Origin of the sequence: Floridaenema aerugineum BLCC-F46, assembly GCF_041929345.1 — a bacterium.
Lineage (GTDB): Bacteria > Cyanobacteriota > Cyanobacteriia > Cyanobacteriales > Aerosakkonemataceae > Floridanema > Floridanema aerugineum.
Map to the genome: position 1 here is coordinate 1 of NZ_JBHFNQ010000163.1, position 26540 is coordinate 26540.

The following is a 26540-nucleotide window of genomic DNA, read 5'->3' on the forward strand; positions in this document are numbered from 1 at the left end:
CTGACGGGGTGACAACTATGGCTAAAAGGTAGACCGGATAAGCATCTCGGCTCTTCGACCTCGCTGATAATAAGGTCGTTTATGTGGACTTAATGACATTAATTGAGCAGTTTGTTCATTCAATAAAGTCAAAGATTCCACCCAAGCATAGCCGTGTATACCAATATAAAAGCTGCTATGACGGCGCTGAGTTCGACGTTTTTCCTTAACGCGACCGACATATTTAACTACTCCCTTATTTTTGATTTTTTCTCCTGACATAATCGAACTGGTGTAAGCTAAAGTAATCAATATAATTAAGGCAATTAAGCGGTCGCCAGAGATGCCAGTTGACTCTAAATTATAGCCACCACTTTTATAATCCCTAAACATTTCCTCGATTCCAAACCGTTTTTGATAAGCTGATAAAGCTTGTTTCAAATCTGTGAAATTTGTCAAGATAAACCAAGCTTCTTCGGCAGAAATGCCGCGATAGCTTCGTTTCCATTTGGCGGCAATATTGGCTTGAGCAAAACCTTTACTTTTGGTTAATTTGACTCCTTCCAAGTAAATTGAAATCCCTGGAGACACGCCTAATTCTTGTAATTGGCACCAAATATCTGGGGCAACTTCAATGTATTCATTTCGTTTTAGACGTAAGCAAAAATAAGTCTGGGCTTGGCTTTTCAACCATTTAGCTAAATCGACAGAACAAAATTCCCGATCTGCTAAAACTACTTTTTTATAATTACTTAATAATGGCAGGACTTGAGAAAGTACTTCTATCTGCTTGTCAGCATTTGTATTGCCTAAATTCGGCAGAACTTCAAAATAGATGGGAATAGCTCTTTTGTCATAAATTAAACTGACAACTATCAAATTAATTAAGCCCCATTGCGTGCGGTCAATCGCAATGTACAATACTTCACTTGGCGCAAAATTATTGGTTAACCAATAGGTGAATAAAGGCCACCAAATTCTTTCAACTGTTAGGTGTGGTAACGAGAGAAATCTTTGTAACTTCTTCCGGCGGCTTTCAAAAAGAATTTTTTGAGGAAATTGACTAGCCAATTCTTCCAATTTTACTCTTCGATGCTGTTGCAAAATAACAACTAATATCAATAAAATTAAAAACTCTGCTTTTTTTAGTTGAGTTTTTAGGTGTTCGGTGTAAAATAATGGTAATAAATTCATTATTTTCGTTAATTAGGTCTTCTTGAGAATAGCAGACCTCTTTTTTTTTGACAACAATCGGTAAACCCCGCACGCAGTAAGGGGTTTACCGATTGTTGTCACCCCGTCAGTCATCGGAAGTTATGCCTTGACTTCTGATAAATGACTTGGCTATCTGAAAGTTGACTTTAACAGCTACAGCCATTTGCCTATAGGTAATGACAACTTCTCCATTCTGCAATTTATAGACGGTAAGCCGCAAGAATTTACCTTTTAGCTTGATGCGCTCAATCGCTCTTAATAGCTGTTTTTTCTGAGTGGTTTCTTGGTTTCTCATAACTCTCCTAATTGATTGTTAAAGCAATTTGTTCAACAAAGATGATGATTAATTAAAACAGCATTTTCTTAGTTCAATACCAACCTAAAACAAACTTGGTTTGAACGTACTTGCTGTTTAATCAACCATCCATGATTGATGTACTAATTATTCGGCGAAGTTTTCCGAAAATCTATAAACCTATAAGCAGATTTTTGGTGAATACAAATTTGTTTGTATTCTTCATATAACCTTCATCTGATTAGTTATTTGACTATGTATTTTTACGTAAAATATTTTTTATTTTAAGTTGACAAATTAACAATTCTCTTTGGTTAACCACAGAGAACAGAAAGCATCTACCTTTAGAATTAATTCTAAAGGCATAGATAGTGATGGAGTATGATGATGGACTTAAATCAGTACGATTATTTTTTGGTGCTTGATTTAGAAGCCACTTGTTGTAACGAAGGAAGCATTAAACGGCATGAAATGGAAATTATCGAAATTGGAGCCGTTATAGTAGAAGCACCAACCTTGAGGATTATTGATGAGTTTCAAACTTTTGTTAAACCTGTGCGCTATCCCGTGCTTACTCCTTTCTGTAAAGCTCTCACCTCAATTACTCAAAAACAGGTTGAACAAGCTCCGGGGTATGCCGAAGCAATAGCACTTTTGCAAAAATGGTTATCGAACTATCCCAATGCTGTCTTTGGCTCCTGGGGAGACTATGATTACAATCAGTTCAAACAAGACAGCAAGTTTCACAAAGTTCCTTTTCCCATTAGCTATCCTCATATCAATCTCAAGAAGTTGTTCAGCGACACCCAAGGTTTATCCCAGGGATACGGCATGGCAGAAGCATTGCAACTAGTAGGGATGGAACTCGAAGGAACGCATCACAGGGGTATTGATGATGCCAGAAATATCGCTAAACTATTGCCTTTCATTTTGGGTAAACAACAGATTTCGGCAGTGGTGGACGAGTAATGCCTTTTTTATCCAAATTTTCTTCTAATTCCAAAATGAATGCTAAATCTTCTGCTGGTAAAGATGTTTCTGACTCTAAAAAAGCAAACGCTTGTCGGAACTGATGAGGATTTGTTTTAATCGGTGCATCAAAGTGGCAAGGAATAATCCGCTCAAAATCCCAAGTTGCTACCAGTGAAGCCCATTCAATAGTTTTCTCTGGTGTATGATCCAAAATCAAGGTTTGCAAAATCGGCGCTACCAACGGTCTACCATTGCCACGTAAAGCATTAAATGAATGTTGCCAGCCATTTTTCCAGCGAAACGGAAATAAACCAAAATATGCTTTTTTGGATTTATCTGGCGCTTTGAACATATCAGTTAATGCTTCTTTTAGCCCCACTGTTTCTAATGCACCTGGTCGAAAATAAAGTGCAAACAAACTAATCCGTTGCCATCCTTTCCGACGATTTTCTGGGGTATCTTTTATTTCTTCTAGTGCATTATCTCTGGCGTGAAACAACAGAGGATAAGGGTCAACTTGGACGATTTCAGGTGGTGTTTCTGGTACTGCCAATACTGTGTCTGTTAGCAGTAGCGTGCGCGAGGACTTGTGCCATAATGCTACTTCAACAAAAGAACCTCGTCCCAAGTTAATATTGAGTATTTTGTATTCAAACTCATCGGCAAAGGGTGCTAGTTTACTATCGAATGGAAGTATCTTTGTTCGCTTTTCTGGAAAACCAAGCCAACTTAGAGGTAAGTTGAACGGGTAACTCCACTGAGAAGGCGCAACAAACACTTGAGCATTAGGAAAACGTCTGGCAAATGGGCCAACAAAAACTTTGTGTTCTAAACCGGAGGCAGTGGGGAGGATAATATACTTAACTTCACCATGAAGAGCTACCAACTCGTTAACCAGTCGGATGCACTCAGGAGTGGGTGCTACTGGTGCATAGATGAGTAAACCACCAGTAGCGAGTCGAATCGCGGTCATGCGAATTGGTGTGACTGTGTACAAGATGCCTTGGATTTGGTCGAATGTCCAGATAGTATCTTTGACGATTTCTTTACGCAGTGTTCGTCGCTTACTGTAAGGATAGAGTGGTACTAAAGGCCAGAAGTGCCACGACCAATCTTGAGCATTTTGCTGGTACTTGTGTTCTGCCACAGCTGCTCTCACAACCTTTCTCCCTGGTTCAAAAGAACTACTACTTTAACTCTAGCTGGGATTTCTTTTTCGGATTAAAGACTTTTTCAATGGCTCGATCTAATGAATCAATAAATTCTATAGGATATTTAGATACTGGAGTTTTTCTTCCCGATACTCTGGGAGGTTGGGAGCCATATTCTTCTTTGTAGGATTCATCAGCAAAACTTTGAATCAGTTGCACTTGTTCGGGAAGAGCTTTGTATCCTAATTCTTTGGCTCGTTCGGCTACTGTGAAAACTTTTTTGGTTTTAGTTTTAGTAGAATTAGGTGATTCATCTTGAGTTGCTATAGCTGCACCATCCTTGCTATCAGTTTGGTCAATTGAATTAGCAGTATTGCGAAAATATTCTTCTAATTTAGGAATAACTGAACGATACCACTTTACTTGGGAACCTTGCCATTTGTTAGTGGTAGAGGTTGCTAGTATAGCAGTGCCATAATTACTTCCGGTTTCTGTGAGTAGCCAAATTCTTTTTTCGGCATTTCTTTCTTGATAACCTAGTGCTACCAATGCTTGATTTACCTGCTCGGCTTTGATGTTTGCATTTAAGCTTTCTTTGAGCATTTGGGCTAGTTCAGTTGCACCCATCCCTACTTCTGGTACGGGTGAAGTAGCACCAATGAGTTGTTTGGCTAGTTCGGCTACTTCTCGCAGTTCTGGGTACATAGTTGCCAAGGCATTAAATTTGAATTGGGCAATAGCAGCAGCACTAAGTCCGGTATTGTCTAACCAATTCGATAATTGGTCAATTGTCGCCATAGCTGTTGTAATTTGTTCGGCAGAAGGCATGGGCTGATTAAAATGAAAAGCTTTCTTCTCATTAGATTAAAACTATTGTGTTGAATGACAAACTTGGCAATCGCCATCAAAGCTCGCTAAGGTATCCAAGTTCCCACAATGCTGTTCTCAGCTCCTGTTCAAATTGCTGATATGCCGGAACTTCTCGCAACCGTTCTAATCTCACTCGTTCGCCAATTACATCAAAAAAATCCGCTACCTTCCGCTTACCCCGTCGCCTCTGGCCGACAACATTTCTATAAGCTTGCTCCAAAACTATTTTCGGGTCGAAAATACCTTCCACCTCACGAGGTCTTATCGGTATCCCTAAAGCTACATCATCCAACACCGTGCCAAACGCTCCCCGCAAAGCATCGCCATCCGCCAATGCCCAAGCCTCCATTTCCCGTACTGGCACGACACCCACTATTCGTTCCTGCTCTCTGGCTAATTCTGTCGCCATGCGCTCTTTGAGAGGTAAAACTTTCTGGTTGTAAGCTGCTTCTGGGTCGCCTGCCCCATCTGTATGAATAAACAAGATGTTGAAAGCTCCTTCTGCCTCCCGCGCTGCTTCCCAAATCTGAGTAGTCAGGTCTGCACCGCGATAATTTTCAGGTGTATAAAGCTCCAGCACTTCTCCCACCTCTATACTAGAGCGAGCCGACCGCAAACATAATTCCTCTGTAGCACGACGCAAGATTGGAGGCAAAAATTGATAGTCAGTCGGCCCCTCCGCAAACAAAGCCAGCCCCAAATAGCGCATAGTTCTAGCTCTCCCGGTCAACGCTACTCAGATAGCGTTCCACCTCAAAGCGACTGACGCTCTCTGGCTTTCCGTTGGCAGTAGCCACTGGTCGAATTCGAGTTTTCCGACTCACAGAACCAGCTTCCGGGTTGACAATGCTAACTAAATCAGCAAACATTGCCTCTCCTTCTTCTAAACAAGAGAGAACCACTGGTGAGTGACTGTTAAGCAATATCTGAAAAAATGGTTCTGCTTCATCCACTTCTACGGAATGGGGAGCAGTTACACCCTCTCGCAATCTTTGAATTAACGTCATCAAGCGAGAAGGGTGAACCCCGTTTTCCGGTTCTTCAAAACAAACCAATCCGCGATACTCTGGGTCATGCAAAATTGTTAGCAAGGCTAGAACCCTGAGCGTACCGTCAGAAACAACGCGAGAACTAAAAGGTGGTTGATTTGTGTAACCAATCTCAATCCGATACTCTCGGTCTTTCTCATCTTCCTCTACAATTACATCCACTACACCAGGAATCAGAGAAGCTAAATCAGCAGCAATATCTGCTATCGCTCCCTTTGGCTGGCTTAAAGTTGCTGTTTGAGCTTGAATTCTTGCTAGCACTGTAGCTAAATTTGCTCCATCTGGTTCTAGTTCTAGAGCAGCAGTGGTAGCACTCGGTTGTCGTAACTGTCTGGGGTCGAGTTGAAGAAAACGCATCGAGCGCATTTCTTCTCGAATGGCAAACAGATGGGGAAATTCCGCACTGGTAATCGAAGAGAGTACGGTTGCTTCGGCATTCGTTGCTGAGTGAGTGCGACCAGCTTGACCATCTGGCAGAATTTGAAATCGACGCAATCCTTCTGCTTCCATTGTTGTTAACCAAGGAGAGGAGCGTCCGTACTTGAAAAATGCCTGCTGAAATTGAGTTGAAGGTTTTTGTCCTAATGGCCGCCATCGGTCATTTTCAGGCAAGATAGGTAAAGCTGCTTCTTTCGCTACAATCAGTCGCTCCAATCCTCGTTCATCTTGCCTTAATTCAATCTCGACTTCGTAACGCACTCTGGAATGAGAAATTTCCACCCTATCACCCCAAGGGTCGCTGACTTCAGGAGCCAAAAGTAATTCAACAGCAAAAGACATTTTTGTGTCTCTTGTACCATCAGCTTGTCTTCTAAATAGCTCAATAGCTTCACCACGCAGACCTCTTACCGCATTGCGTAGGTTGTTTACTGCTATCTGAGACAGAAATCGCAGTGCATCGAAAAGGTTGGATTTACCAGAAGCATTTGGCCCTAGTATCACGCCGAAAGGAGATAAGTCCAGCGTAAAGTTCTCGAAGGTTTTGAAACCGTTAATTTCAATTCGGGTTAGCATTTTTTATGGATTTAAAATCTCATCAATTTCTGATAGCTTCTGTTGTAGAATTTGGCGCAACTGGGTCAGTTGTTCGGTTGAAGTAGAAGTCATTACTGTTTTCGACAATTTCTCCACTCCCCTAACTACTGTTGTGACTTCTTTCGATTCCGAAGTTTCTGGCTTAACATACTTGGCTTTAATCTGTGCTACTAACTCCCGCGTCTTTGCCACTGTTAATTCTTGTTCAATGACGCGATTGGTGGCAGCAATCCTTTCCTTGGTAGCTTGACGCTCTGATGTCTTCAAAGTTTTAGCAGATATAACTGTTAAAGCTAAAGCGTGTGCTCCTTTTAATCCCTGTTCGCGAATGGCTATTTTTAAGTCTTTTGGCAAAGATAGCATTGGCATCAGGTTGGCTTTTACTGATGCTGGATTTAATGCTAAATCCAATAAAACTAACAATATTTTTTCTTCGTTTTCGTTCACTCCCAAAGATTGTACACCTTGTAATTGTGCTTCTGTGGTAGCAGTCACTAGTGCTGTTAGTTGATTAGCTTGGTCAGAACGTTCTAACCGTCGCAACACCGTTGATAGTATAGTCGGAATTTCTTCCGCTTCTATCCCTGTTGCAGTAGTTAGTTCTTTGATAATAGCCTCGGCTTTATCTAAGGGATTGAGGTCTTCGTGGTGAATAAATGTTAACAGTGCTTTGCGATGCAAGTCTTCTGGCATCAGTGCCTTGACTGCACGCAATGTTTTCCACCCTAGCAGTTTGGCAGCTGACCAACGTCGTTGTCCATCCCATAGCAAATAGCGCTCGCCTTGTGCTATCACAATAACTGGTGCAATCTGCCCGTCTTTTTCCATACTACGAGCAATGGTTTGAATGCTTTCGGTAGTTAATGTCTGACGAGGTTGGTATGGATTGGGATCGATCGCCATTACATCTATTTCCAGTTCTCCTTCTTCAGCTAGTAATTGTTTTCTTAATTCTTCGATTTGCTGCTCTAGTTCTGGAGCTTGAGTGCTTCTGAGCGTTTCTATTTCTGCTTGTAATTGGGCAATTTTTTGTGCTTGGTCAGTTGCTTGAATTGCGCCAGTAAAACGTTCATTAATTTTGGGAAGTTTCGCCATTATAGTTTTCCTTTTCGCACTAAAGTAACAATGTCGTCAGCAATGGTTTTGAAGTCTTTGCCAGCCGGATGTGCTGGTCGATATTTTTGTAAAGGTAAGCCATTGGCAGAAGCATTCTTAAATTCTGATGAATCTCGAATTTGCGGATATAGCTTAACTCTTAATTGCTCTGCTACTTCTGGTAATTGTTGTAAATACTGGCGGTGGATGGCACGACTATTGTCATACAAACTGGGTATCAATCCCAAGATTGGTGGATGAGGGTCGAGCATCAAATCATCTGCTATTCCAATCAACCACTGCACCAAGTCAGCTACTCCCGAAACTGATTTCATCTCTAATTGAATCGGAACTAACAGCCCCGTACTTGCAGCAATAGCATTTTCACAAATTATGCCAATTGTGGCAGGGCAATCCAGAATAATTACATCGTGGCGTAAAGGATAATTTTTTAAGCGGTCTGCCAAAACATACTCACCTCGACGGCGAATTACTAAATCATTCGCTACTTGCGCCATCTGGGGATGACCTTGGCAAACTTCAATATCTGGGTTTGACCAAGCTGAAACTAAAGGCCAATTCCCGTCAAAGTCTTTGCTAAATACTCGCACAATGGAGTTTTCGATTTCTGCTGAAGGTAAACCGCAGAATACATCTAATGCTCGCTGGGGGTCGAGGTCTATTAATCCTACTGTTTGACCTCGTTTGCAGAGTTCGTAAGCTAGATGGACGGCTAGTGTTGTTTTGCCTACTCCACCTGCATTTGCTAATATTCCAATGACAATTTTCTGCTTGGGCATAAGTTTGCTGGCGCTGTCGCATTTTAATATACGACAGTTTGAATAAGTAATGAGTTTTGTCGGATTTTAAAATACTACATTTTATTGTTTCCCCTTGTCGGATTTTAAAATTCCACAATTTAAATCTTTCCCTAACCCTTAACCCCTACACCCTAACCCCCGCCCCCTATCCCCCTCTATCGCTTTAGTGATAGAAGCTTTTACGTCAATAGCGATAAGCTGTTTCCTCTCTAAAGTCAGAACTACAGAACTAGTGATTTATAGACAATAAATTTAATTGTTTTGCATCACTAATTCTATGAATGCAGCGTTAAACAATTGTTCGATTACCGACCCCGGACAATTGCAATACATTGGTCACATTGTCAATCAAATATTAGACAAAGAGCATGAATTAGGTTCATTACAGAACTTTCAATCAGCCTTGAAAGAACTCAGTTTATCGCAAGGTCGAGAAATTCAATTGAATTTAGTTAACCACGATAATCAATTAGTTGGTTTTAACTTTAGTTTTGTAGATGAACCGCATAAAACTACATCTACTATTCCTCTTCAACAACAGTTGGTACTATCTCCACCTGGGGGTAGCATCATTCCCCAGACAACACCATACTCAACCATTGATGTAGCCACCACCAAACTCAAAGGTCAACTTTCAACTCCAGTATCTCCAGGTCAACTGGTTGCTACATCGCCATTATCTCCTGAACAAAAGCCAGAGGTAACAGCAGAAGATGAAACCGCAATTAAATCTGCTGCACCTAACGCCAAACTAAATCCTAACTTGGCAAGAATTGCTGCTTTATTAGCATCTCGTCAGGAAATCGATGGTTTGTGGTTAACTGGGATGACTCTCAAAACCGAAACCAGCATAGCCAAAGCTTTAGAAACCTCATCTCATCTAGATAGTCAATTAGCAGGTCAAGCAATAATCAAACGTTTTGAGCAAATATTACCGCAACAATTTGCCCAATTAAACAATTGCGCTTCTCCCCAACCTTTTAATTGGAAAGACCCACATTCAGGAACAAAGTATCGCTTTGAATTAGCCGCCGCTACTTTCTCACCAGAAGGTCAATTAATAACTCCAGCTTCCCTGAAAGGTTTTACCCCAACTCATTCTCAACCTGTATTTTCTGCTCTCCTAACTGATGCTAAACGCCATCACTGGTTAGTAGAACAATGTGATTTTAACGAACAACAGTTAAATTCTCTAACTGCTTGCATCCCAACTCATCCTGCACAAAGAAGCACCAATAGTTTGGACAATTCCCTTTAATAACTTTCTCTTCATTCGTCACATTAACTAGGTAGATAATCATGACTAACTTCAATCATTACCCTTTAGAAAACTCCCCTGCTTTAACCAAAGCAACCAAACTCCTTCCCAAATGGAATGGGAATACTGTAGCAATTTCTGGATTAGGAATTGGTTTAATTTATTTGGCAGTTAGAGAACCCTTGCTGATGACAATTCTTTTATCCACTGGTTTGTTCTTCTACTGCCTGAATCGCATCATTCATTTTATCCCATCTTTAAGTCGGCTCATTGGTGGCAAAATTCGCTTTTGGCACATTGCTAGTTTGATGATGGCATTAGCTATTAGTTTGGGTTTGTTTGAGATGCCAGCTAAAGCTGTTTTTTTAAGCGGCTTAGAACAATTTGTTACCCAGTTAGCCTCCCAAAGCAGTGGAGGTGGTGGACAGTCAGTTAGTCCCGAAGCTATCAAACTTGTTTTTAACGTCATTCGCGCCGTTTTCCTAATTTTAGTTGGTGTAGCTGCTTTATTCGCCTATAACCAAGCCCAGCAAGGAAATGACTGGCGACCTATTGCTACTCAAGCAGGTTTAGCAATGGGAATTGTTTTAGCAATTGACGTGATTACTTTTCTATTTGTTGGCAATGGTACTGGTGGTACTGGTGGGGTGTAGGTCAATAAGTTTTAAGTTTTGAGTTTTGAATTTTGAGTTTTTAACTTAAAACTTAAAACTCATAACTTAAAACTCAAAACTATTACTCCCTACTCCTAACCACTTAATACCAAAAATAACCAAAATGTCAGAGCCAAATCGAAACCCAATTCGGGTGAACAAAATTTTGGGAAAACAAGCAAGTTTTGGCCCAGTTCCTGCCAACCAAATTTTACCTTGGTTTGCCATTATCCTGCTGACTTATTTGATTTTTGATGGTGTATTAGGCTGGGGAATTCCCAAAGTAGCAGCAATTAGTTTCTGGTTGATTGTTAGTTGGTGGTTTCTCACAGGTGCTGACCCTGATAGTTATATCAACCGCTTTCGTAAACCAAAAGGACGCAACTGGATGAGTGGTGGGGCAATCTACATCTCTCCCTTACTTTCTAGAAGCAGAAGGAAAAGTTTAAAAAGAGGCAAACGATGAAAGCTAAAATTCCGGCTATTAATGCTCTCGATGAAAACGGCATTAAGGCAACTTACTTTCCATTTGAAAACGAACTTGATTTATGCTGCTTAGTTCGCATTGAAAAAGACCAACGTTCCATCGGCGCATTTTTACTAAATAAAGGTGATATCAGCGACGAAAACAAATTCCAAGTCGTCTTTGTCTTTCACCTCACAGGCATTCACAATCAGCTTTATTCCGAAGAAGTTTCTGCCGCTTGGACAAACATTTCAGAAGCCATGAAGTTTCTGCCACCAGGGGAGAAATGTACCTTTCTCCTTGGACGTTATTCCGATGATTCAAACAGGCAACAACACCTGAATCATTTAGCCGAAAACTGTCCGCATATACTGCCAGCAATCTTATTACGAAACGAACAAGCTAGAGTCCGAGAACTCACTAGTCGAGGTACTCGCTCGATGTGGCAACAAATGGTATTTTGTACCTGGACTGCTGATGAGTTTGGGGAAAGAAAAACTGACCCTCTTGCCAAACTAATCTATAACTTGAGTAAAACTTCTCGTTTCTTTTTAGATGGCGTAACTGGACGTTTATCCGAAAGACAAGAACAAATCTTGAGTAAAGTGTTAATGAAAGCCTACACGGAAGGCTTTTTGCAATGGGAAATGCTCTGGAATACCAAAGCTGGATTAGAAGTTAGCCCTTTGGGAGAAACTGAACTTTGGCAATGGCAATGGAAGCGATTTAATACCACTCCTGCACCATCCATTCCTCAATTATTAACCCTTAAAGAAGATAAAGAACAGGGTTTAAGAGTTGTCGAAACTATTACTTCCAGAAAACACGCCACCACTGTTTTAATTGAAGGCAACTTGGGACATTCTTCTTGTCCAGAACATCGACAATCCACATCAAGAGTTTACGTCAAAGATAAAGTTTGTGGCGTACTAAGAATGGTGGATACTGTTGGCGCTTGGAATTCAGCTAGAGAACAGCTTTTGTGGTTGTGGAAAATTCTAAGTGAAAATCATATCCGCGACACCGAAGCTTGGGTGGAAGTTTCTCCAGCCAATCGTTTCTTAACTGAAGATAACCTGCACCGTCAAGCGAAACAATCAAAAACCGCCCGCGAACGTGCCCTACTCAAAGGTAGCGGACGCGATGTAGGGGCAGAAATCAAACAAGAAGAAAGTTTTGATGCCCAAAAAAGACTTTATCAAGGTGCTGTTCCCCTGAATGTTGCAGTAATATTCCTCGTTTATCGCGAAAATGCCGCAGCTTTAGATTTAGCTTGCGAGTTATTATCCAATAGTTTTGGTACAGCTAAAGTTGTTCGAGAACGTCATATTGCGGCTCAACTTTGGCTGGAAAGTTTACCCATTACTTGGCGAAGAATCTTGCATTCTTCTTCCATTTTGACCGAACGCCGCTTAGTTTTAGAGAGTGAAACTGTTGCTGGTGTTTTACCTTTAACCGTTCCTAGAGAATTGGACAAAAAAGGCGTGGAATTCTTAACCATTAAAGGAGGAAAATCAGTTTGTGTAGACTTATTTTCCTTGACTCAACACGCACTGGTTACAGGTAGAACTGGTTCTGGGAAATCGGTTTTATTATGGCGATTTATACTGGATGCCATCAGTCAAGGTATACCAGTTGTGGGTATGGATATGCCAGCAGCAGATGGAGAAAGTTCCTTTAAAACTGGTATTGAATTATTAGGTGATGCTGGTGCTTACTTTGATTTAAGTAGAGCATCAAATAACTTAATGGAACCTCCTGATTTACGCCGTTTTGATGCTACAGAACGGGCTTCTCGGATGAAGTCTTGGTGCTCTTTCATCCGTAATGCTTTGGGCATAATTGTGATGGGTAAACTCAATCTTCCTCACTTAGCACAACGAGTTGATGCCATTTTAATGCAAGCTTTAGATATTTTCTTGAGCGACCCTGACATTATCGAACGTTATAATTGTGCATTCAATCAAGGATGGAAATCTCTAGAATGGCAGGATATGCCTACTTTAAAAGATTTCTTGAGATTTTGTTCTATTGCCAGACTTGATATCAGAAAACCAGAAGCAATTGACCACCAAGCTATCAATCAAATCCAAAGTCAAATTCAAGCACTTTTAGTTAGCCCTTTGGGTGCAGCTATTGGCAAACCTAGCAGTTTTTCTCCCGAACCCATAGTTAAATTTTATGCACTTACTGGGCTAACCAACGACCAAGATTCTTACACAATGGCTGTGGCTGCCAAAGCTGCTTGTTTGCGGGTAGCACTTTCTTATCCTAAGAGTTTGTTTGTCGGTGATGAACTATCTGTTTTATTCAAACGAGATGGTTTTGCCGCAATGGTTGGAGAACTATGTGCTACTGCTAGAAAAGATGGTCTGAGCATCATCTTAAGCAGTCAAGACCCCGATACTATTTGTAATTCTAGTGCGGCAGCAATGATTATGCAAAATATTACTTATCGCCTCACTGGTTGTATTACTTCCAATGCTGTGATTTCCTTTCAACGTTTCCTGGGATATCCAGTGGATATTATCAATCAAAATGCTTCTGAATCTTTCTTTCCCAGAAGGTCTGATTTGTATTCTTGTTGGTTAATTGAAAAGGGCGGACGCTTCTGGTCTACCAAATTTTACCCAGGTGAAATGACTTTGGCTGCTGTTGCTACTAACCAAGCAGAAAGAAGAGCAAGACGCGCAATTTTGGCGCAATATCCCAACACTATTAAGGGTCAACTACAAGGGTTAGCTCATTTTACTAGCGTCTATGTACCTGCTTTAAAACAAGGTACAGAACTAATTGATAGCAATTTATCCCATCAACAATCGGAGCTTATAACTCATGAAAAAGCACTTATTTCTGCCTAAATTAACGCTAGTTTCTGTTGTCAGTACTTCAGCTTTGTTGTTTGTCAATCCCACGCTGGCAGCTACTCAAGATACAACGCAAAACCAACAAATTTCACAGATTAGTTCATCTCAGGTAAATTCATTTTTATCTGCCAATCAGGTAACAAATGAAATCCAAAGTTTCATCAAAGACGTTCGTTCTTTTGTTCAGGGCGACTTATTTGGTGGCATTACGCAACTCGTTCAAAATGCCATTGGTGCGGTGCAAATTCCCGATGTCGGACAAGTTGTTAGTGAAATTATGAAAGGTTCTCTGCCAGAAGATGCTGCTTTGGCGACTAAGTTAGAGAACAATGTTGCCAATTCTTATGCCATTCGTCAAGATGCGGCACAAATGAGCGAACGAGTAGGTGCCTTACAGGTAGCCCAAACTCAAACTCTTTCCAAAACTGCCCAAGAGCAATCAAAAACTACCAGAGAATTTAGCACGACAAATGCTAATGAATCGGCTCAAATGGCAGCAGATTCTCAAAATTCTGATACCTCGCAACAGATTTTACAAAATATTTCCGCGCAGCTAAAAAACCAATCTGCTATTGCTGACTTGCAAATGAAAGAAGCATCTCTTGCTAGACAAGATCGAGCATTGCAACTAACGCTGACAGCACAAGCAGCACAGGAACTCAATGCAGCTAATATTCGGGAACGACAAAGTGCGATCGCTTCCGGTAATGCAGCCGTTGCCCAAGGCGCTTTACTATTCATGCCAGGTGGCACAGTCTTAGGGGAAAGCAGGGAGTAGGAAACACAAATCATGCTTCTAACTCAACTTCTCGCTCAAATCACGCCACCAGATAATAGTGCTGATGCCACTGTCGGCTTAAACTTAATCTCCCAAAGTATCGCACTAAGTCGCCAAACAGTTGAAGCTTGGAACAAAGCTTGGGGAGATGCCATCAATCCCAGTGGTGCATTATGGGCAGGCTTATGCAATTTAGGAACTATTTTAGCTGCCCTCAGCATCATGCTTTTAGCTATTAGAATGGCTTCTGATTATCAACAAAAGCGGTTCTCTTTATCAGAATTAGCAGCTGCAATCGTTTGGCCTTTATTCATTGCATTTTTTCTCGGTAACAATGGATATCTGCTATCCCAAACTGTGATGCTTGCCAGAAATATTGGTCATCAACAAGTTGTGAATGTCCTCAACATTCAACTTGCTGATACTACCTTCAAACAAGCTATTTCTGATGTCACTTTAACCCAAAGTGTAAAAACCCAAGTTTCTACAATTTATGCCGAATGTCAAGGTAAATCTGGTAAACCGTTAACAGATTGTTTACAAGAAAAACAGCCAATTGTCGAACAGATATTAACAGCAGCCGAACAACAAAATGGTGGGCCATTAGAACAAGCTCGTCAAGCCGTAGCACAATTAACAGACACCATACAAAATCCTGGTGCTGTTTTCAATGCCACTATTTCGTTTATCTTGATTTCTTTTCTCTATGCCTTGCAGTGGGCTTTTGTGAATATTTTAGAAGCCGCATTACTGATGACTGCCACCTTTGCACCCATAGCAATGGGACTGAGTTTACTACCATTAGGAACCAAACCAATTTGGGCATGGTCTAGCGGTTTTGCTGCCTTATTTGGCGTGCAACTAGGTTACAACATCATCGTCGGATTAGCTGCCACCGTTATTGTAGCTGCTGGCGCACAAACCTTTTCCGATTTAGCTTTTTTAGCATTTATCAGCATCTTTGCCCCAGCTTTAGCATTGTTGATTGCAAGTGGTGGTGGAGTGGCACTTTATACAGGAATCAACAATCGAGCGCCTGCATTAATTAATGCTGCCTTTGATGGTGTAGTAGCTGTCGCTACAGGACTAGCGGGCAAGGTAATTTAAGAAAGTGGAGAAACTGGAATGTTCAAATCTCTAAATAGAACCAAACCTGCAAAAATTCTTTTAGACTCAAAAGACATCCTTCCTTTGTGTTTTGTCGGATTAACTGCTTTTAGTTGCTTGAGTTTTCTGTTAATCCTATTTGTGGGCTTCAAAGTTAATCAATTAGCAGCTAGAAAGACAACTTTTGTGCAGATGATAGATGGTAAAACTGTGCTGGTTTCGGAACAAGATTACCTTTATCGTCAACCAGAAGTTATCAGAGAAGTAGTACGGCAATGGGTTGATTTAACATTTAACTGGGATGGTGTTATTCCTGGTACAAAAGAATTAGACAAAGGTCGCAATATTGGTAACGGTAAGCGGGTTACTACTAATGCCTATTTCGGTTCTTTTCTGATTCAACCTGGGCCACAAGGTTTTCGTCAAGCAGCATTGCAATCATTAGCAGAAATTACCCCATCTAGAGTATTCAGCGGTCAAGTGCGTTCCAAGATGGTTATATCTTATCTTTCTGCTCCCAGACAAACCAGAATTGGTGAATGGGAAGTAGACATGGTTGCCACTAGGGTATTAGTAAATCTACCTGGTGGTGCAGATGAAGAAATCCCCTTTAATCGCACTATTACGCTCCAAGCTGTAGATATTCCCTCGCCACCTACATCAGATGCTTCAGCTTTAGAACAGCAGCTTTATCAAATTAGAAAGGCTGGTTTGGAAATTACCAAAATTACCGAATTTACTCCTAATTAACCACATCAATAATTCAAGCCAATGGATAATCAAAATAGCAATGTTACTGCTCAAAACGAATTTGCCAATGAAAAATGGACGGCAGAAGAAATTGCTCAAATATCGGGATATCGACCGGAACAAACTGCCTTGGTTGACCATGAATTGATGCTAGAACGCTTAGAGGAAACCAAAGAAGAAACTGACAGTAGCGAAAATCCACTAATCCGTTTTGCATTTGCTTCCTTAATTGTTGGTGGAATCATGCTTTTCTGTTGGTTGATTTGGTCAATTTTCTTTGCTGTCAAATCTCCTCTACCTCGCCAAGCTGCTACACCTACCCCTACTCCCACTACCACTGCTCCTAATAGCGATGAAGCGGCTCGATTGAAAGCAGAATTGGCTTTTAGAAATCAACTAAGTCGCCAACAACAGGAACAAAAGCTACCTGCACCCGCTCCTACACCTACTTCTACAGCAGCAAAACCAGTTCCATCACCTCCAGTGACAAGACAAGCAGCTGCACCACCGCCAAGAATTATCCGAGAGCCTGCACCACCGCCAAGAATCATTCGAGAACCTGCACCACCTCCACGAATCATTCGAGAGCCAGCGCCGCCAGCGAGAATCATCCGAGAACCAGCACCGCCTCCGAAAATTATCCGGGAACCTGCACCACCTCCCAGAGTGATTCGGGAAAGGATACCAGTACCGCAACCACCGCAAGTAGCTGCTGTATCCCGTCCACCTGTGCCAAACACACCTGAAATTGACCCCTTTGAACGTTGGAATCAATTGGCAACTATCGGACAGCAAACCACAACCACAACCGAAGAAAAAGCTACTGTTCCCACACCGACTGTTATTTCCACAGCGCCATCTACAACAACTCAATCAAACTCCGAAACAATTCCTGTGGTTTCTCTCAACCATACCAATTCAGATGAAAGCAGTTCTCCAAATAGCACCACAATTGCTGCTATTCCAGCTGATTTAACACCAGGAGAACGAGGCATTTTGAATGGCACGCCTGTATCCGAATCTGAAGTTGCTCCCACTATCACACCAGGGGAACCGATGCAAATTCAAATTGGTACCCTTGCTCAAGCTAAGGTGTTAGTTCCGATGATTTGGACAACAGAAAAGTCAGCTAATTCTGGACGGTTTGCGGTGGAATTAGAAGAAGATGTTTTGTCTACTGATAATCGAATTGCTTTTCCCAAAGGTAGCATTTTGATTACAGAAGTTGATTCTGTTAGCTCTGATAACAAGTTAGTCAACCAAACTGTAGTTGCTGTTGTTTATCCTGATAGTTATGGTCAGATTCGTCAACAACAAGTTCCGAGAAATAGCATTCTGATTCGCGGTGAAAATGGCAATCCGTTAATCGCAAAAGGCATGGGAAATCCAGGTAGCGAGATTGCCAGACAAGACATTCTGATTGGTTTATTAGGTGCAGCCGGACGTGCTGCTCAAGTTGTCAATCAAAACCAAAGCCAATCAGCAACCATGATTTCCAGTGGTGGATTTAGCAGTCAAACTATTACTACTACTGCCAGGGAACCTAATATTTTGGCAGCTGCAATGGAAGGATTTTTCCGACCGATGTCCCAACGATTAACCCAACGTGCTGACCGCACTACCCAAGAGATTTCGCAGCGTACTCCTGTGGCTGTCGTACCTCAAGGAACTAAAGTTTCCGTGTTTTTCAATACCTTTTTTCAAGTGACTCGTTAAAGGAGTAAAAGATGAAAAACTTCTCTATCAAAGCAGCAATAATATGCTTAACTCTTTGTTATCCTAGCGTGGCACGAGCACAATCCAATCATTCTATTAAAGCCACTCAACCTGCCATAATTACTATCACTCCAGATGAAGGTAGTGGACTAACTCAAGCAGCACGTACTATCGAAGTTTGGTCTGGTAGAGCAACGGCAATTGATTTTTCGCTCGTTAACGAACAAATTATTCAAGTATTTTTGGCAGACCCCAGTCGATTCACTTATGCTACCGATACTCCTTTAGATAAAGGCAAAGCGACTACATTATTTCTGCGTCAAATATTGCCTTTGAAATTTCCCAATCTGACTACTGCTAGAGAAACCAATTTGTTTATCAAAACTAAAACTACAGATGGTAATGTGCGCCTCTACACTTTCAATATCCGCCCTGGAACAGCGACACCTGTTTATCATGGCTTAAGTGTGGCTAATGTTACTTCTTCTCCCAATGGAAAAGAACCAGTTTTACAAGTTGGCTTTTCTCGTCAAGCTACCCTTGATGATATTGAACGGGGTTTGCAAATTGCTATAGCCAGAGGTTATAGCACTACATCTGACCCTATCGTATACAAAGTCCGAGACTTTTTAGCAAGAGCTAGAAATACGAATTATCAATCTTTAGTTGAGTTAGCCCAAACAGTAAAAATCCCTTTACCCGTACTTACGCAATTGGGTAGTTTAGGAATCGGAAATGTTCAATGAACCAAACTTATCCCGTTATCCTCTATCCCGAAAAGATTCTCAAGTTTTTAGCTCACCATCCTACAAAGCGAACACACCAATTGCAACCAATTCAAGAACTAACAATCAAATCAGTTCCTCCTCCCCGCCCGAAATATTATCCCTACTTATTGCTATTTATAGTTAGTGTACTGATGGCTGTTTCTTTTACTTTTCTATCTCCCTTTTGGTTGGTTGTTATGGCTTGGCTAGTCATTTTATTCGGAATGTTCGGCGTGATGTTCCCGCATCTACCAACCACTAAAAACACCATCACAAACAAATTACAGATGCTCAACAAGTCCCACAATTATCTTCTCCCGATAGAGAACATCAACTAAGTGTATTACTTGCTGATTCTGTAATCACATCTATAGGAGTTGGCAACGCACAAGTAGGAGTTTCTGAAAAAGCATTTCAACAAATCTTACAACAATTCTTTCCTAACATCGTGCCGGGATTGCAATTTAAAAACCCAGTATTAGACTTCCCTTATTCAGTTGACTTCGCTTTGTTCCATAAAAGCGGACTTAGCATTGATATCGAAATTGATGAACCTTACGTTGGCAATACCAAAGAACCATCACACTGTATAGACAGTGCTAAAGACGATATCAGAAATAAATTTTTTACTGCTGGTAACTGGGTAGTGGTGCGTTTCTCAGAAAAACAAGTAGTTCAATATCCTCAAAGTTGCTGCCAAGTGATTGCTTCTGTAATCGCACGAGTAACTGGCGATTACTCTTATCTAGCTCAACTTGAAAATCTACCAAAGTTGCCTTCAGACCTTATGTGGACTACTCGCCAAGCTAAAAAATGGGCTAAACAAAATTATCGCCAAACTTATTTACCTTAAACAGGAATTTAATCATGCAATATCTCCAAGATTTACCAACTTTATTCCAGCAAGATCAGTGTTTTATTGCTGTAGAAACTCCTTTAACCGAACGCCTCAAGGTATTAGAATTTCTCTTGTCTGTTGCTCAACAACAAGGATTACCTTTATATTTTTGGAATTGTGGTTATCCATCTTTACGGCAGGTAATCTTTGATGGAAATATACAACTTATTCCCACTAATTTTTCCTGCTCTTCAGGTTTAGCATGGCTTTTAGATAATAGCCAAATACCAGGAATGTTTGTTTTTGAAGGTGTTCTTATTCCTGATAATCAGGGAATCTGGTCGCCTTCCCAATTAGCTATGATTAGTAACCTTGCTTATGATTTGTCTACTAGAGGGCAACAACAATTGTTGATAGCACTTGAAACTTATGTTGAATTACCTCCAGAATTAGTAGCTTTAGTACCAGTTCTGGTTAACCCACTGCCAGATATTTTTCAAGTAAAGCAGATAGTTGAAAAATGTTGTACTGATTTTATTACATCAGAAGAATCGGATAGCTTAGTAAGAACTTGTCTGGGTTTACCTGCTTACGAACTACAAACACTCCTGTTACGATTAACAAAAAATACTTTTACTGTGGCTCAACTAATTGAACAAGTACTGACTTATAAAACCTCGAAGTTAAAGGGTCAAGGAATTGAATTCATCAGCAAACCGGATGTACCTGCTGTAGGTGGTTTAGATTTATTAGAAGGAATACTGGAACGTGCTGCTGCCTTACTCAAACCAGAAGCTAAACAACATAATCTTACATTCCCTAAAGGTTTAATATTGTGGGGTCCACCTGGTACAGGGAAAAGTTTAAGTGCTAAGTTAGCTGCATCTAAAATGGGCGTTCCGATGATAGCTGCTGATTGGGCAGGATTGCGCGGTACTACTGCTTACGAATCACGAAAGAATTTACGCGAGTTTTTGCAATTTTGTGATTCTTTAGGTAAATATGGCTTGGTGCTTTATTTCGATGACTTTGATAAAGGTTTTGCTGGTTTTGATTCTGATAATGATGGGGGAATATCCCGGCAATTAGCAGGTAAATTGCTCACTTGGATGCAGGAAAGAACTTCTCAAGTATTAGTAATGGCTACTGTTAATAGATTAGAATTTTTGCCCCCTGAATTAATTCGTCGGTTTGATGATATCGTTTTTGTAGATTTACCACATACTGGTGCGAGATATGAAATTTTCAAATTGCATTTAGCTAAATATTTCCCTGGTTTAGATTTTAGCGAACCAGATTGGTGGCGGCTATTGCGAGAAACTAAATTGCTAACTCCAGCTGAAATTGGTAATCTCGTCCGCAAAACAGCCCAGGAAGCTTTTTACCGCAATAGTTTACAATTTCCTGCCGAACTGTTAAGTAAACAACCTTTAAATGTGACTGTCAAAGACTTTTTGGCACAACGTTACAGCTTTACTCCTAGTATGATTCGAGAGGAAGATAAAATTATCGAAATCCGCAATAAAGCATCTTATGCTCGTCCTGCTTCTTCACCTGATAGAAGTCGCTGGGCTAAAGAGCCTGAAGTTTTGTTTGGTATGCCTGAAGGGGCAGGGGAGCAGGGGGGCAGAGGGGCAGAGGGGCAGGGGAGCAGGGGAGCAGGGGAGCAGGGGAGCAGAGGGGACAAGGGGACAAGGGGACAAGGGGAGAGAATAACTTTGAATTATAATTCCTGAAAAATGCGTTTTTATTCTATTCTAATTTGGTAGTTTATATTTACATAAACTATCATTTTTGCTCAACATATTTCTTGTTTTTATTTCCATGTTTGCTGCTTTATCGCTTTTGATAGAGTCAGAATGTGGGGATAATTAATACTATTAAATCAAGCAATTAATTTAGTAAATCGGTAAACTTTATGAACGACCAAAATCAAGCTTACGGTGGTAATCTTTTTGAGGAAAATGGAAATAATGGATGGGCGGGAGGTTCTGGATATGATTTAGCTCCATCTGCCCACAATTGGGGTGTCGAAAATACTGCATATCATACAGAGCATATTACCAATGCTTATGCTGAAAATCCTTACGAAATTAATGTCTTCGATACCCCTTATACTGAGACATTTTCTCATCCTAATCCTACTCATGATTACTCTAGCAATTCAGGTTTAGAGTTAGAGTAATCGCGCTTAAATTATTCTCTTCCCTAACCCCTACTCGCCATCCACTAACCTCTTCTTCTTGATTGCCGTTTCCCCTTAAAGAAACGGTATTTTTTTATTAAAAATCGCTATCACTATTGACGTAGATATTTTTCTATCTCAAGTTAGTGCTGATTACTCGATGATTACCTTAAAAATAATTATTATCAGCTTTTGATTAGCTTTTTATGAAATACTTTCGCTTTGTCATTTTGGTATTGCTCTCTTCCTGTTTGGTGATATTTACCACAGCGAACTTGCCAATTATGTCACAACAAAAACTCAATACAGAATTTAATTTACCAATGAGATTAGCTGCATTTGATTCAACTAATGCAACTCAAGCATTGCTACCAGATTGGCAGAGAATATCCTTTGGTTCCCTGCCTCCAATTCAAGAAAGCGGTACTTTCACTTTTGCTGGAAAAACACGCACTTGGAAGGCAGGACAAACACCAGACCAATATTTGACATTAGCAGATATTCAAACTGCTCTCAAACCTGATTTGTTGAATTTGGCTAATATTGTCAAGGGCTTGGACTTAAAAACAATCGGTATCAACAGCTTTCCCTTACTAGGTCAACAAACTCTCAAGCATTTGGTTGATATCGTACCTTCTTTAGGTAACTTTTCTGCAAATCAAGTACCTCCAATTGCGGCATTGTTGCAAAACCAAGGACTGATTGTAAATAGTAATTCTACCCTTGCTGATTTATTAACTCAAAATCCAACTTTAGGGGAATTAAAATTAAATGAAATTGATTTGTCAGCATATACAATTGGTGACATTCCCCAAGTAGAATCTGTGCAGTTAGGTCAATTTCAGGGTTGGTCAGATACGCTGATTGCTGATGTACCTGCCCTGAATACTCTGCCATTATCTGAATTTCCTCTTCCCTTAACCCAGTTAGGTCAGGTGTTTGCCCGGATAGATTTTATTTGGGGTAAAGCCGAACAGAAGCGGTGGCGTACTATCTCAGGTTCGGATGTAGCTGGTTTTTCTGTTCCCTGTCAGGGTCAAGATTGTCCCTACATTGAACTTGATGATTTGGAAAACTCTGGAAGAACTGTACGTGGTGAATTTGAAGGTCGTTCTTGGATATCGGGTAAATATCAACAAGTAGAAGGTGGCTGGGGTTGCTTGAAGTTTGTTAATGGTGGTCAAGAACCTACAGGACGATTGCCTTTTGGTAGTGCTTTTAAGGTAGTGGTCATGGAACCAGATGAAACAACGGATACGGTTGATACTGCATTGTACTTCCGCTTTCAGAACTTTTGCGGTGCCACACCTTATTTTATTGGCCCAGTTCCCTTCCTTACCTATCGGGTGAATGCACCAATATTTATTGGCACTTTGGATAGCCAGCAGATGAGAGCAACTGCTGTGCCACAAACTAGCACTACCTCTAAGGTATTGGCTACATCATCACCTCCGGCGGTAACTCCTGATGAACCCTGCCCTACGATTGCTAATTCTCCCGCTGGTGTTAATGTAGCTGCACTCAAAAGTGCCATTGCTTCTGTAGAAAGTAGCGGTCAACCTGATGCTATTGGCCCTTATGTGTGTGCTGATGGGGGACGTAACTGCGGACGTGCTTTGGGTAAGTACCAAGATATGAGTTACAACCCTGATGCAGTACAGGCAATAGTTAATAAACCAGGTGGTCAAGCATGGCTGAACCAGCTTAATTCGGGCGCGACTATTACACCAGCAGAGCTATTTCAGTTTTACCCTCCGGCTGACCAAGAAGCGGCGATGAAAGCTGCTTTGCTTAACAAAATTACGCGCACTACCTCTGAAATTGACCCTACCACTGGGCAACCTTTTGCGGGCGAACGTTTGATTGAAAGGATAGCTCAAAAGCATTTCGGTGGCGATGCTTCTTTAGTTGATGGGCAAGCAACTGATGTTTTTGGGCGATTGAGTTTAAAAAGTTACGGTTTAGATGTTTTGAGACGCTACAAAGAACGAGCTAATTTATGCAAATCATAAATCACAAAATCATTGTTTCACCGAAATTGGTGCGGTTGGTACAAATATTCCATTTCAGTTTAGCGATTTTCTTGCTTATTGGTACTTTACTGCTTAATGGTTGTAGCACCAATTCAGTAGCAGCAGTACCTTTAAATTGGAAAACAATTGATGCTGTACCATCTGGTTTATGGCAATTAGCAGTTTCCCAAAATACTTCTGCTACACCTGACCATTTGCACAATGTATTAGCAGCTTCTATTCCGACTAAGGATAATGGGTATTTGCACATCTTCAACTTTAATCATCCGCAAACTTGCGGTAGAATTGGTTGTTTATATGTGGCTTATTTAGCAAAAGAACAATCGTATCAGCAAGTATTAAGTACTTATTTGCAACCTAACCTGCCTCCACAACATTCCTTGATTAGTATTAGCCCCGATATTTCTGCCACTGCTTTACCTTGCCTAGAAATCAAACAAGTTAAGCAGCAGTCTTTACTAACTTTAACTTATTGCTTTAATGGCAGTTCTTTTCAACCAACCAAAAGTATTCGCATTCTTCTATCAAAATCATGATTAATTATCACTTAGGACAGCTATCACATCAACAATCAGTGGCAACTAAACCTGCTTCTGGTTATCAATCGAGTTTTGATTTTTCGGGATTATTTAAAAGTTTTGCTAACCCCCAAGGGCTAGGAATGATAGGTGCTTTGGTACTGATTATTCTTCTAACTCAACTAGGTGGGAAAAGGAAAGGGAAAATTTCTACTGGACGAGTGGTGGGAGTAGCAGAAAAGTTAGCAGCTACTAACCTGGCGCTCAAACAAATCCGTAAACGTCAGCACAATCAAGTTTGCTTTTGGTGTGGTTCTCCTCGTTATTGGTGGTCGGGTAAATTTCAGGGAATGGCAGCTAGAATTCAAACTCTTTTGGGTGCTTCTCCTACGGTTTGGATTCCTCATGCTGAACGTTCTATTTTAGTTTTGGGTGCTCCCGGAAGTGGTAAAACTTACGGTTCTATTGATAGGATGGCCGAAAGTTGTATGGTACAGGGTTTCCCTTTAATTATCTACGATAAGAAGGGTAGCCAGATGCAATTGTTAGCACCAATGGCTGCTAGGTATGGGTATGATGTGCGGATTTTTGCCCCTGGTGAGCCTTATTCTGAAGTCATCAATCCTTTGGATTTTATGAGAAATGAAGAAGATGCAGAAACTGCTACTCAAATCGCTCGGGTGATTAATGCTAATGCTACTGGTAATAAGGGAGAACATGACTTTTTTGCTAAAGCTGCTGATATGTTAGCTACGGCTTTGATTCAATTAGCTAAAAGTAGCGATTGTCCTGATTTGGGTACAGTTTATGGTTTGATTTCAAGTGAGGGATTTATTAGTAAGTTAGCTACTGCAATCCAACATCACAAAGTTTCGGTTTGGGTGGCTTCTAGTTTTCGCCAATATCTTAAAGCCAAAGATAGTGAAAAAACGGTTGCTAGTATTGATACTACAACCGCTGGCATTTTTTCTGGGTTTATTAAACGGAATTTGCTGTCTTCTTTTTTAGGAAAAACTACCATTCCTATTAAGTTATCGGGCAAACAAATGTTAATTTTTAAGTTGGATGATGAACGGCGAGATGCGGTTGGCCCTTTATTAGCTGCTGCTTTTCACATGACTGTTGTTAAAAATTTGGCTCAACCACGTTCTCAACCTCTGGGAATCTTTATTGATGAATTGCCTTCTATTTTTCTCTATGCTTTACCTCAATGGATTAATGAGTATCGCAGTAATGGTGCTTGTTTTGTTTTGGGCGTGCAAAGTTTAGAACAGTTGGCTAATGCTTATGGTGAGAATTTAGCAGCTGCGATATCGAGTGCTTGCAGTACTAAAATTTTGTACAATCCTGCTAATTACTCGACTGCGGAAAAGTTTTCTCAATCTTACGGTCAAAAAGAATTGATTGTCAAAGAACGCTCTATTACTCAATCGAAAGAAGGGCGCAGTGTGACGATGGCTGATAGATTGCAAACTATGCCGATTATTACCCCAGATGAAATTATGCGCTTTCCCCAAGGTAAGTGCGTGATTACTAATCCAGGTTATTCTTCTGGTGGTGAGGGGTCAATTCCTTATCCGTTGACTATTCCCATTCCTAAATCTGACCAAAAAAGGATTTCTGAGTGTGAAAAACTTTGGCACTCACAAGTTTGTCCCAGGTTGATTGCTCGTTCTCAATTAATTGACCCCTCTCAATTGGATGAAGCGATGGATTTAAGGGAACAAATTGCTTCGCAGCTTTTGAGTGTATCAGCTTCTCAATCAACTGAGAAATTAGAAAATTCGGAAGTTACTTTGGAGTCGCCTTGGTAATGCTTAGATTAAAAAGGTTTATTTGAAGCGATCGCTTAACTCTCTTTCTCCTCAACTAAGTAATTGGACAGAATTAATTACATATTGATTCTTTACTAGATAGGGCTTCTAGCCCAAATTATTGTGTAATTAATTGTGACAACAGACTATAAAGCTAATGCCTTTAAAATACTTGAGTGAAGGATTAAAATATTCAATCCTTCACTCAAAACTTTCCAGTTAAACCGCACTAACCGAAAGTGAAATTAGCACTGCTAATACTACTAGCTTGCACCCCATCTAGTGCCGCTAATAATTCATCGCCATTC

25 protein-coding genes are annotated in these 26540 nt (G+C 40.7%); 17 read left to right on the forward strand and 8 right to left on the reverse strand.

Annotated features, from left to right (window positions below):
• Positions 1-21: 21 nt before the first annotated feature.
• Both ACE1CC_RS20910 and ACE1CC_RS20915 read right to left on the reverse strand, forming a co-directional pair.
• Positions 22-1173, reverse strand: a complete 1152-nt coding sequence (locus ACE1CC_RS20910; RefSeq protein WP_413272368.1) for an IS4 family transposase — start codon at positions 1171-1173, stop codon at positions 22-24.
• 106 nt (positions 1174-1279) lie between these two features.
• Positions 1280-1489 (reverse strand): hypothetical protein, encoded by a 210-nt coding sequence (locus ACE1CC_RS20915; RefSeq protein ID WP_413272369.1) that lies wholly within the window; start codon positions 1487-1489, stop codon positions 1280-1282.
• A gap of 384 nt (positions 1490-1873) precedes the next feature.
• Between ACE1CC_RS20915 and ACE1CC_RS20920 the strand changes: the two genes are divergently transcribed.
• Positions 1874-2458, forward strand: coding sequence for a 3'-5' exonuclease (locus ACE1CC_RS20920; protein WP_459563891.1), 585 nt, complete (start codon positions 1874-1876; stop codon positions 2456-2458).
• Here the strand turns inward: ACE1CC_RS20920 and ACE1CC_RS20925 are convergent.
• The 6 genes from ACE1CC_RS20925 to ACE1CC_RS20950 form a co-directional block, all read right to left on the reverse strand.
• On the reverse strand, positions 2415-3608 hold the full coding sequence (locus ACE1CC_RS20925; protein ID WP_413272371.1) for a DUF4336 domain-containing protein: 1194 nt from the start codon (positions 3606-3608) through the stop codon (positions 2415-2417). The two genes, ACE1CC_RS20920 and ACE1CC_RS20925, sit on opposite strands and share 44 nt — an antisense overlap.
• A 40-nt stretch (positions 3609-3648) precedes the next feature.
• The gene (locus ACE1CC_RS20930; RefSeq protein WP_413272372.1) at positions 3649-4440 is read right to left on the reverse strand and encodes a hypothetical protein; all 792 of its coding nucleotides are present in this window, start codon (positions 4438-4440) and stop codon (positions 3649-3651) included.
• 76 nt (positions 4441-4516) lie between these two features.
• On the reverse strand, positions 4517-5191 hold the full coding sequence (locus tag ACE1CC_RS20935) for a DUF4276 family protein (protein ID WP_413272373.1): 675 nt from the start codon (positions 5189-5191) through the stop codon (positions 4517-4519).
• Between the two features lie 4 nt (positions 5192-5195).
• A complete protein-coding gene (locus tag ACE1CC_RS20940; protein ID WP_413272374.1) occupies positions 5196-6545 on the reverse strand; it encodes an AAA family ATPase in 1350 nt (449 codons plus the stop codon).
• Positions 6546-6548: 3 nt separating this feature from the next.
• Positions 6549-7661 (reverse strand): ParB/RepB/Spo0J family partition protein, encoded by a 1113-nt coding sequence (locus ACE1CC_RS20945; RefSeq protein WP_413272375.1) that lies wholly within the window; start codon positions 7659-7661, stop codon positions 6549-6551.
• Positions 7661-8461: a ParA family protein gene (locus ACE1CC_RS20950; protein WP_413272376.1), complete on the reverse strand. Its 801-nt coding sequence runs from the start codon at positions 8459-8461 to the stop codon at positions 7661-7663. Before ACE1CC_RS20950 ends, ACE1CC_RS20945 begins: the two co-directional genes overlap by 1 nt.
• Before the next feature lie 298 nt (positions 8462-8759).
• Here ACE1CC_RS20950 and ACE1CC_RS20955 point away from each other — a divergent pair, with 298 nt between their 5' ends.
• The 16 genes from ACE1CC_RS20955 to ACE1CC_RS21030 all read left to right on the forward strand — a co-directional run bounded on the left by ACE1CC_RS20955 (position 8760) and on the right by ACE1CC_RS21030 (position 26232).
• Entirely contained in the window at positions 8760-9740 is a 981-nt protein-coding gene (locus tag ACE1CC_RS20955) for a hypothetical protein (RefSeq protein WP_413272377.1), read from the forward strand.
• Positions 9741-9781: 41 nt separating this feature from the next.
• Complete coding sequence (locus ACE1CC_RS20960) at positions 9782-10393, forward strand: hypothetical protein (RefSeq protein ID WP_413272378.1); 612 nt, start codon at positions 9782-9784, stop codon at positions 10391-10393.
• 124 nt (positions 10394-10517) lie between these two features.
• Positions 10518-10859 (forward strand): hypothetical protein, encoded by a 342-nt coding sequence (locus tag ACE1CC_RS20965; RefSeq protein ID WP_193985479.1) that lies wholly within the window; start codon positions 10518-10520, stop codon positions 10857-10859.
• Entirely contained in the window at positions 10856-13720 is a 2865-nt protein-coding gene (locus tag ACE1CC_RS20970) for a hypothetical protein (protein ID WP_413272379.1), read from the forward strand. The genes ACE1CC_RS20965 and ACE1CC_RS20970 overlap by 4 nt, the downstream gene beginning before the upstream one ends.
• Positions 13695-14504, forward strand: a complete 810-nt coding sequence (locus ACE1CC_RS20975) for a hypothetical protein (protein ID WP_413272380.1) — start codon at positions 13695-13697, stop codon at positions 14502-14504. The genes ACE1CC_RS20970 and ACE1CC_RS20975 overlap by 26 nt, the downstream gene beginning before the upstream one ends.
• A 12-nt stretch (positions 14505-14516) precedes the next feature.
• A complete protein-coding gene (locus ACE1CC_RS20980) occupies positions 14517-15611 on the forward strand; it encodes a hypothetical protein (RefSeq protein ID WP_413272381.1) in 1095 nt (364 codons plus the stop codon).
• Positions 15612-15629: 18 nt separating this feature from the next.
• Positions 15630-16361: a hypothetical protein gene (locus ACE1CC_RS20985; RefSeq protein WP_413272382.1), complete on the forward strand. Its 732-nt coding sequence runs from the start codon at positions 15630-15632 to the stop codon at positions 16359-16361.
• A 21-nt stretch (positions 16362-16382) separates the two neighbouring features.
• On the forward strand, positions 16383-18077 hold the full coding sequence (locus ACE1CC_RS20990; protein WP_413272383.1) for a TrbI/VirB10 family protein: 1695 nt from the start codon (positions 16383-16385) through the stop codon (positions 18075-18077).
• Positions 18078-18088: 11 nt separating this feature from the next.
• On the forward strand, positions 18089-18823 hold the full coding sequence (locus tag ACE1CC_RS20995; protein ID WP_413272384.1) for a hypothetical protein: 735 nt from the start codon (positions 18089-18091) through the stop codon (positions 18821-18823).
• Entirely contained in the window at positions 18820-19182 is a 363-nt protein-coding gene (locus ACE1CC_RS21000; RefSeq protein ID WP_413272385.1) for a hypothetical protein, read from the forward strand. The genes ACE1CC_RS20995 and ACE1CC_RS21000 overlap by 4 nt, the downstream gene beginning before the upstream one ends.
• A gap of 110 nt (positions 19183-19292) precedes the next feature.
• On the forward strand, positions 19293-19697 hold the full coding sequence (locus ACE1CC_RS21005; protein ID WP_413272386.1) for a hypothetical protein: 405 nt from the start codon (positions 19293-19295) through the stop codon (positions 19695-19697).
• Positions 19698-19711: 14 nt separating this feature from the next.
• Positions 19712-21418 (forward strand): ATP-binding protein, encoded by a 1707-nt coding sequence (locus tag ACE1CC_RS21010; protein ID WP_413272387.1) that lies wholly within the window; start codon positions 19712-19714, stop codon positions 21416-21418.
• 182 nt (positions 21419-21600) lie between these two features.
• Entirely contained in the window at positions 21601-21867 is a 267-nt protein-coding gene (locus ACE1CC_RS21015; RefSeq protein ID WP_413272388.1) for a hypothetical protein, read from the forward strand.
• 206 nt (positions 21868-22073) lie between these two features.
• Positions 22074-23879, forward strand: a complete 1806-nt coding sequence (locus ACE1CC_RS21020; RefSeq protein WP_413272389.1) for a M23 family peptidase — start codon at positions 22074-22076, stop codon at positions 23877-23879.
• Entirely contained in the window at positions 23867-24436 is a 570-nt protein-coding gene (locus ACE1CC_RS21025; RefSeq protein WP_413272390.1) for a hypothetical protein, read from the forward strand. The genes ACE1CC_RS21020 and ACE1CC_RS21025 overlap by 13 nt, the downstream gene beginning before the upstream one ends.
• Entirely contained in the window at positions 24433-26232 is a 1800-nt protein-coding gene (locus ACE1CC_RS21030; RefSeq protein ID WP_413272391.1) for a type IV secretory system conjugative DNA transfer family protein, read from the forward strand. Before ACE1CC_RS21025 ends, ACE1CC_RS21030 begins: the two co-directional genes overlap by 4 nt.
• The last annotated feature ends 308 nt before the right edge of the window (positions 26233-26540 follow it).

What these genes read in the sequence shown, in the direction of transcription:
- ACE1CC_RS20910 (WP_413272368.1), bottom strand. Translation starts at nt 1,173, where the DNA reads ATGAATTTATTACCATTATTTTACACCGAACACCTAAAAACTCAACTA.
- ACE1CC_RS20915 (WP_413272369.1), bottom strand. Translation starts at nt 1,489, where the DNA reads ATGAGAAACCAAGAAACCACTCAGAAAAAACAGCTATTAAGAGCGATT.
- ACE1CC_RS20920 (WP_459563891.1), top strand. Translation starts at nt 1,874, where the DNA reads ATGATGGACTTAAATCAGTACGATTATTTTTTGGTGCTTGATTTAGAA.
- ACE1CC_RS20930 (WP_413272372.1), bottom strand. Translation starts at nt 4,440, where the DNA reads ATGCCTTCTGCCGAACAAATTACAACAGCTATGGCGACAATTGACCAA.
- ACE1CC_RS20935 (WP_413272373.1), bottom strand. Translation starts at nt 5,191, where the DNA reads ATGCGCTATTTGGGGCTGGCTTTGTTTGCGGAGGGGCCGACTGACTAT.
- ACE1CC_RS20940 (WP_413272374.1), bottom strand. Translation starts at nt 6,545, where the DNA reads ATGCTAACCCGAATTGAAATTAACGGTTTCAAAACCTTCGAGAACTTT.
- ACE1CC_RS20945 (WP_413272375.1), bottom strand. Translation starts at nt 7,661, where the DNA reads ATGGCGAAACTTCCCAAAATTAATGAACGTTTTACTGGCGCAATTCAA.
- ACE1CC_RS20950 (WP_413272376.1), bottom strand. Translation starts at nt 8,461, where the DNA reads ATGCCCAAGCAGAAAATTGTCATTGGAATATTAGCAAATGCAGGTGGA.
- ACE1CC_RS20955 (WP_413272377.1), top strand. Translation starts at nt 8,760, where the DNA reads ATGAATGCAGCGTTAAACAATTGTTCGATTACCGACCCCGGACAATTG.
- ACE1CC_RS20960 (WP_413272378.1), top strand. Translation starts at nt 9,782, where the DNA reads ATGACTAACTTCAATCATTACCCTTTAGAAAACTCCCCTGCTTTAACC.
- ACE1CC_RS20965 (WP_193985479.1), top strand. Translation starts at nt 10,518, where the DNA reads ATGTCAGAGCCAAATCGAAACCCAATTCGGGTGAACAAAATTTTGGGA.
- ACE1CC_RS20970 (WP_413272379.1), top strand. Translation starts at nt 10,856, where the DNA reads ATGAAAGCTAAAATTCCGGCTATTAATGCTCTCGATGAAAACGGCATT.
- ACE1CC_RS20975 (WP_413272380.1), top strand. Translation starts at nt 13,695, where the DNA reads ATGAAAAAGCACTTATTTCTGCCTAAATTAACGCTAGTTTCTGTTGTC.
- ACE1CC_RS20980 (WP_413272381.1), top strand. Translation starts at nt 14,517, where the DNA reads ATGCTTCTAACTCAACTTCTCGCTCAAATCACGCCACCAGATAATAGT.
- ACE1CC_RS20985 (WP_413272382.1), top strand. Translation starts at nt 15,630, where the DNA reads ATGTTCAAATCTCTAAATAGAACCAAACCTGCAAAAATTCTTTTAGAC.
- ACE1CC_RS20990 (WP_413272383.1), top strand. Translation starts at nt 16,383, where the DNA reads ATGGATAATCAAAATAGCAATGTTACTGCTCAAAACGAATTTGCCAAT.
- ACE1CC_RS20995 (WP_413272384.1), top strand. Translation starts at nt 18,089, where the DNA reads ATGAAAAACTTCTCTATCAAAGCAGCAATAATATGCTTAACTCTTTGT.
- ACE1CC_RS21000 (WP_413272385.1), top strand. Translation starts at nt 18,820, where the DNA reads ATGAACCAAACTTATCCCGTTATCCTCTATCCCGAAAAGATTCTCAAG.
- ACE1CC_RS21010 (WP_413272387.1), top strand. Translation starts at nt 19,712, where the DNA reads ATGCAATATCTCCAAGATTTACCAACTTTATTCCAGCAAGATCAGTGT.
- ACE1CC_RS21015 (WP_413272388.1), top strand. Translation starts at nt 21,601, where the DNA reads ATGAACGACCAAAATCAAGCTTACGGTGGTAATCTTTTTGAGGAAAAT.
- ACE1CC_RS21020 (WP_413272389.1), top strand. Translation starts at nt 22,074, where the DNA reads ATGAAATACTTTCGCTTTGTCATTTTGGTATTGCTCTCTTCCTGTTTG.
- ACE1CC_RS21025 (WP_413272390.1), top strand. Translation starts at nt 23,867, where the DNA reads ATGCAAATCATAAATCACAAAATCATTGTTTCACCGAAATTGGTGCGG.
- ACE1CC_RS21030 (WP_413272391.1), top strand. Translation starts at nt 24,433, where the DNA reads ATGATTAATTATCACTTAGGACAGCTATCACATCAACAATCAGTGGCA.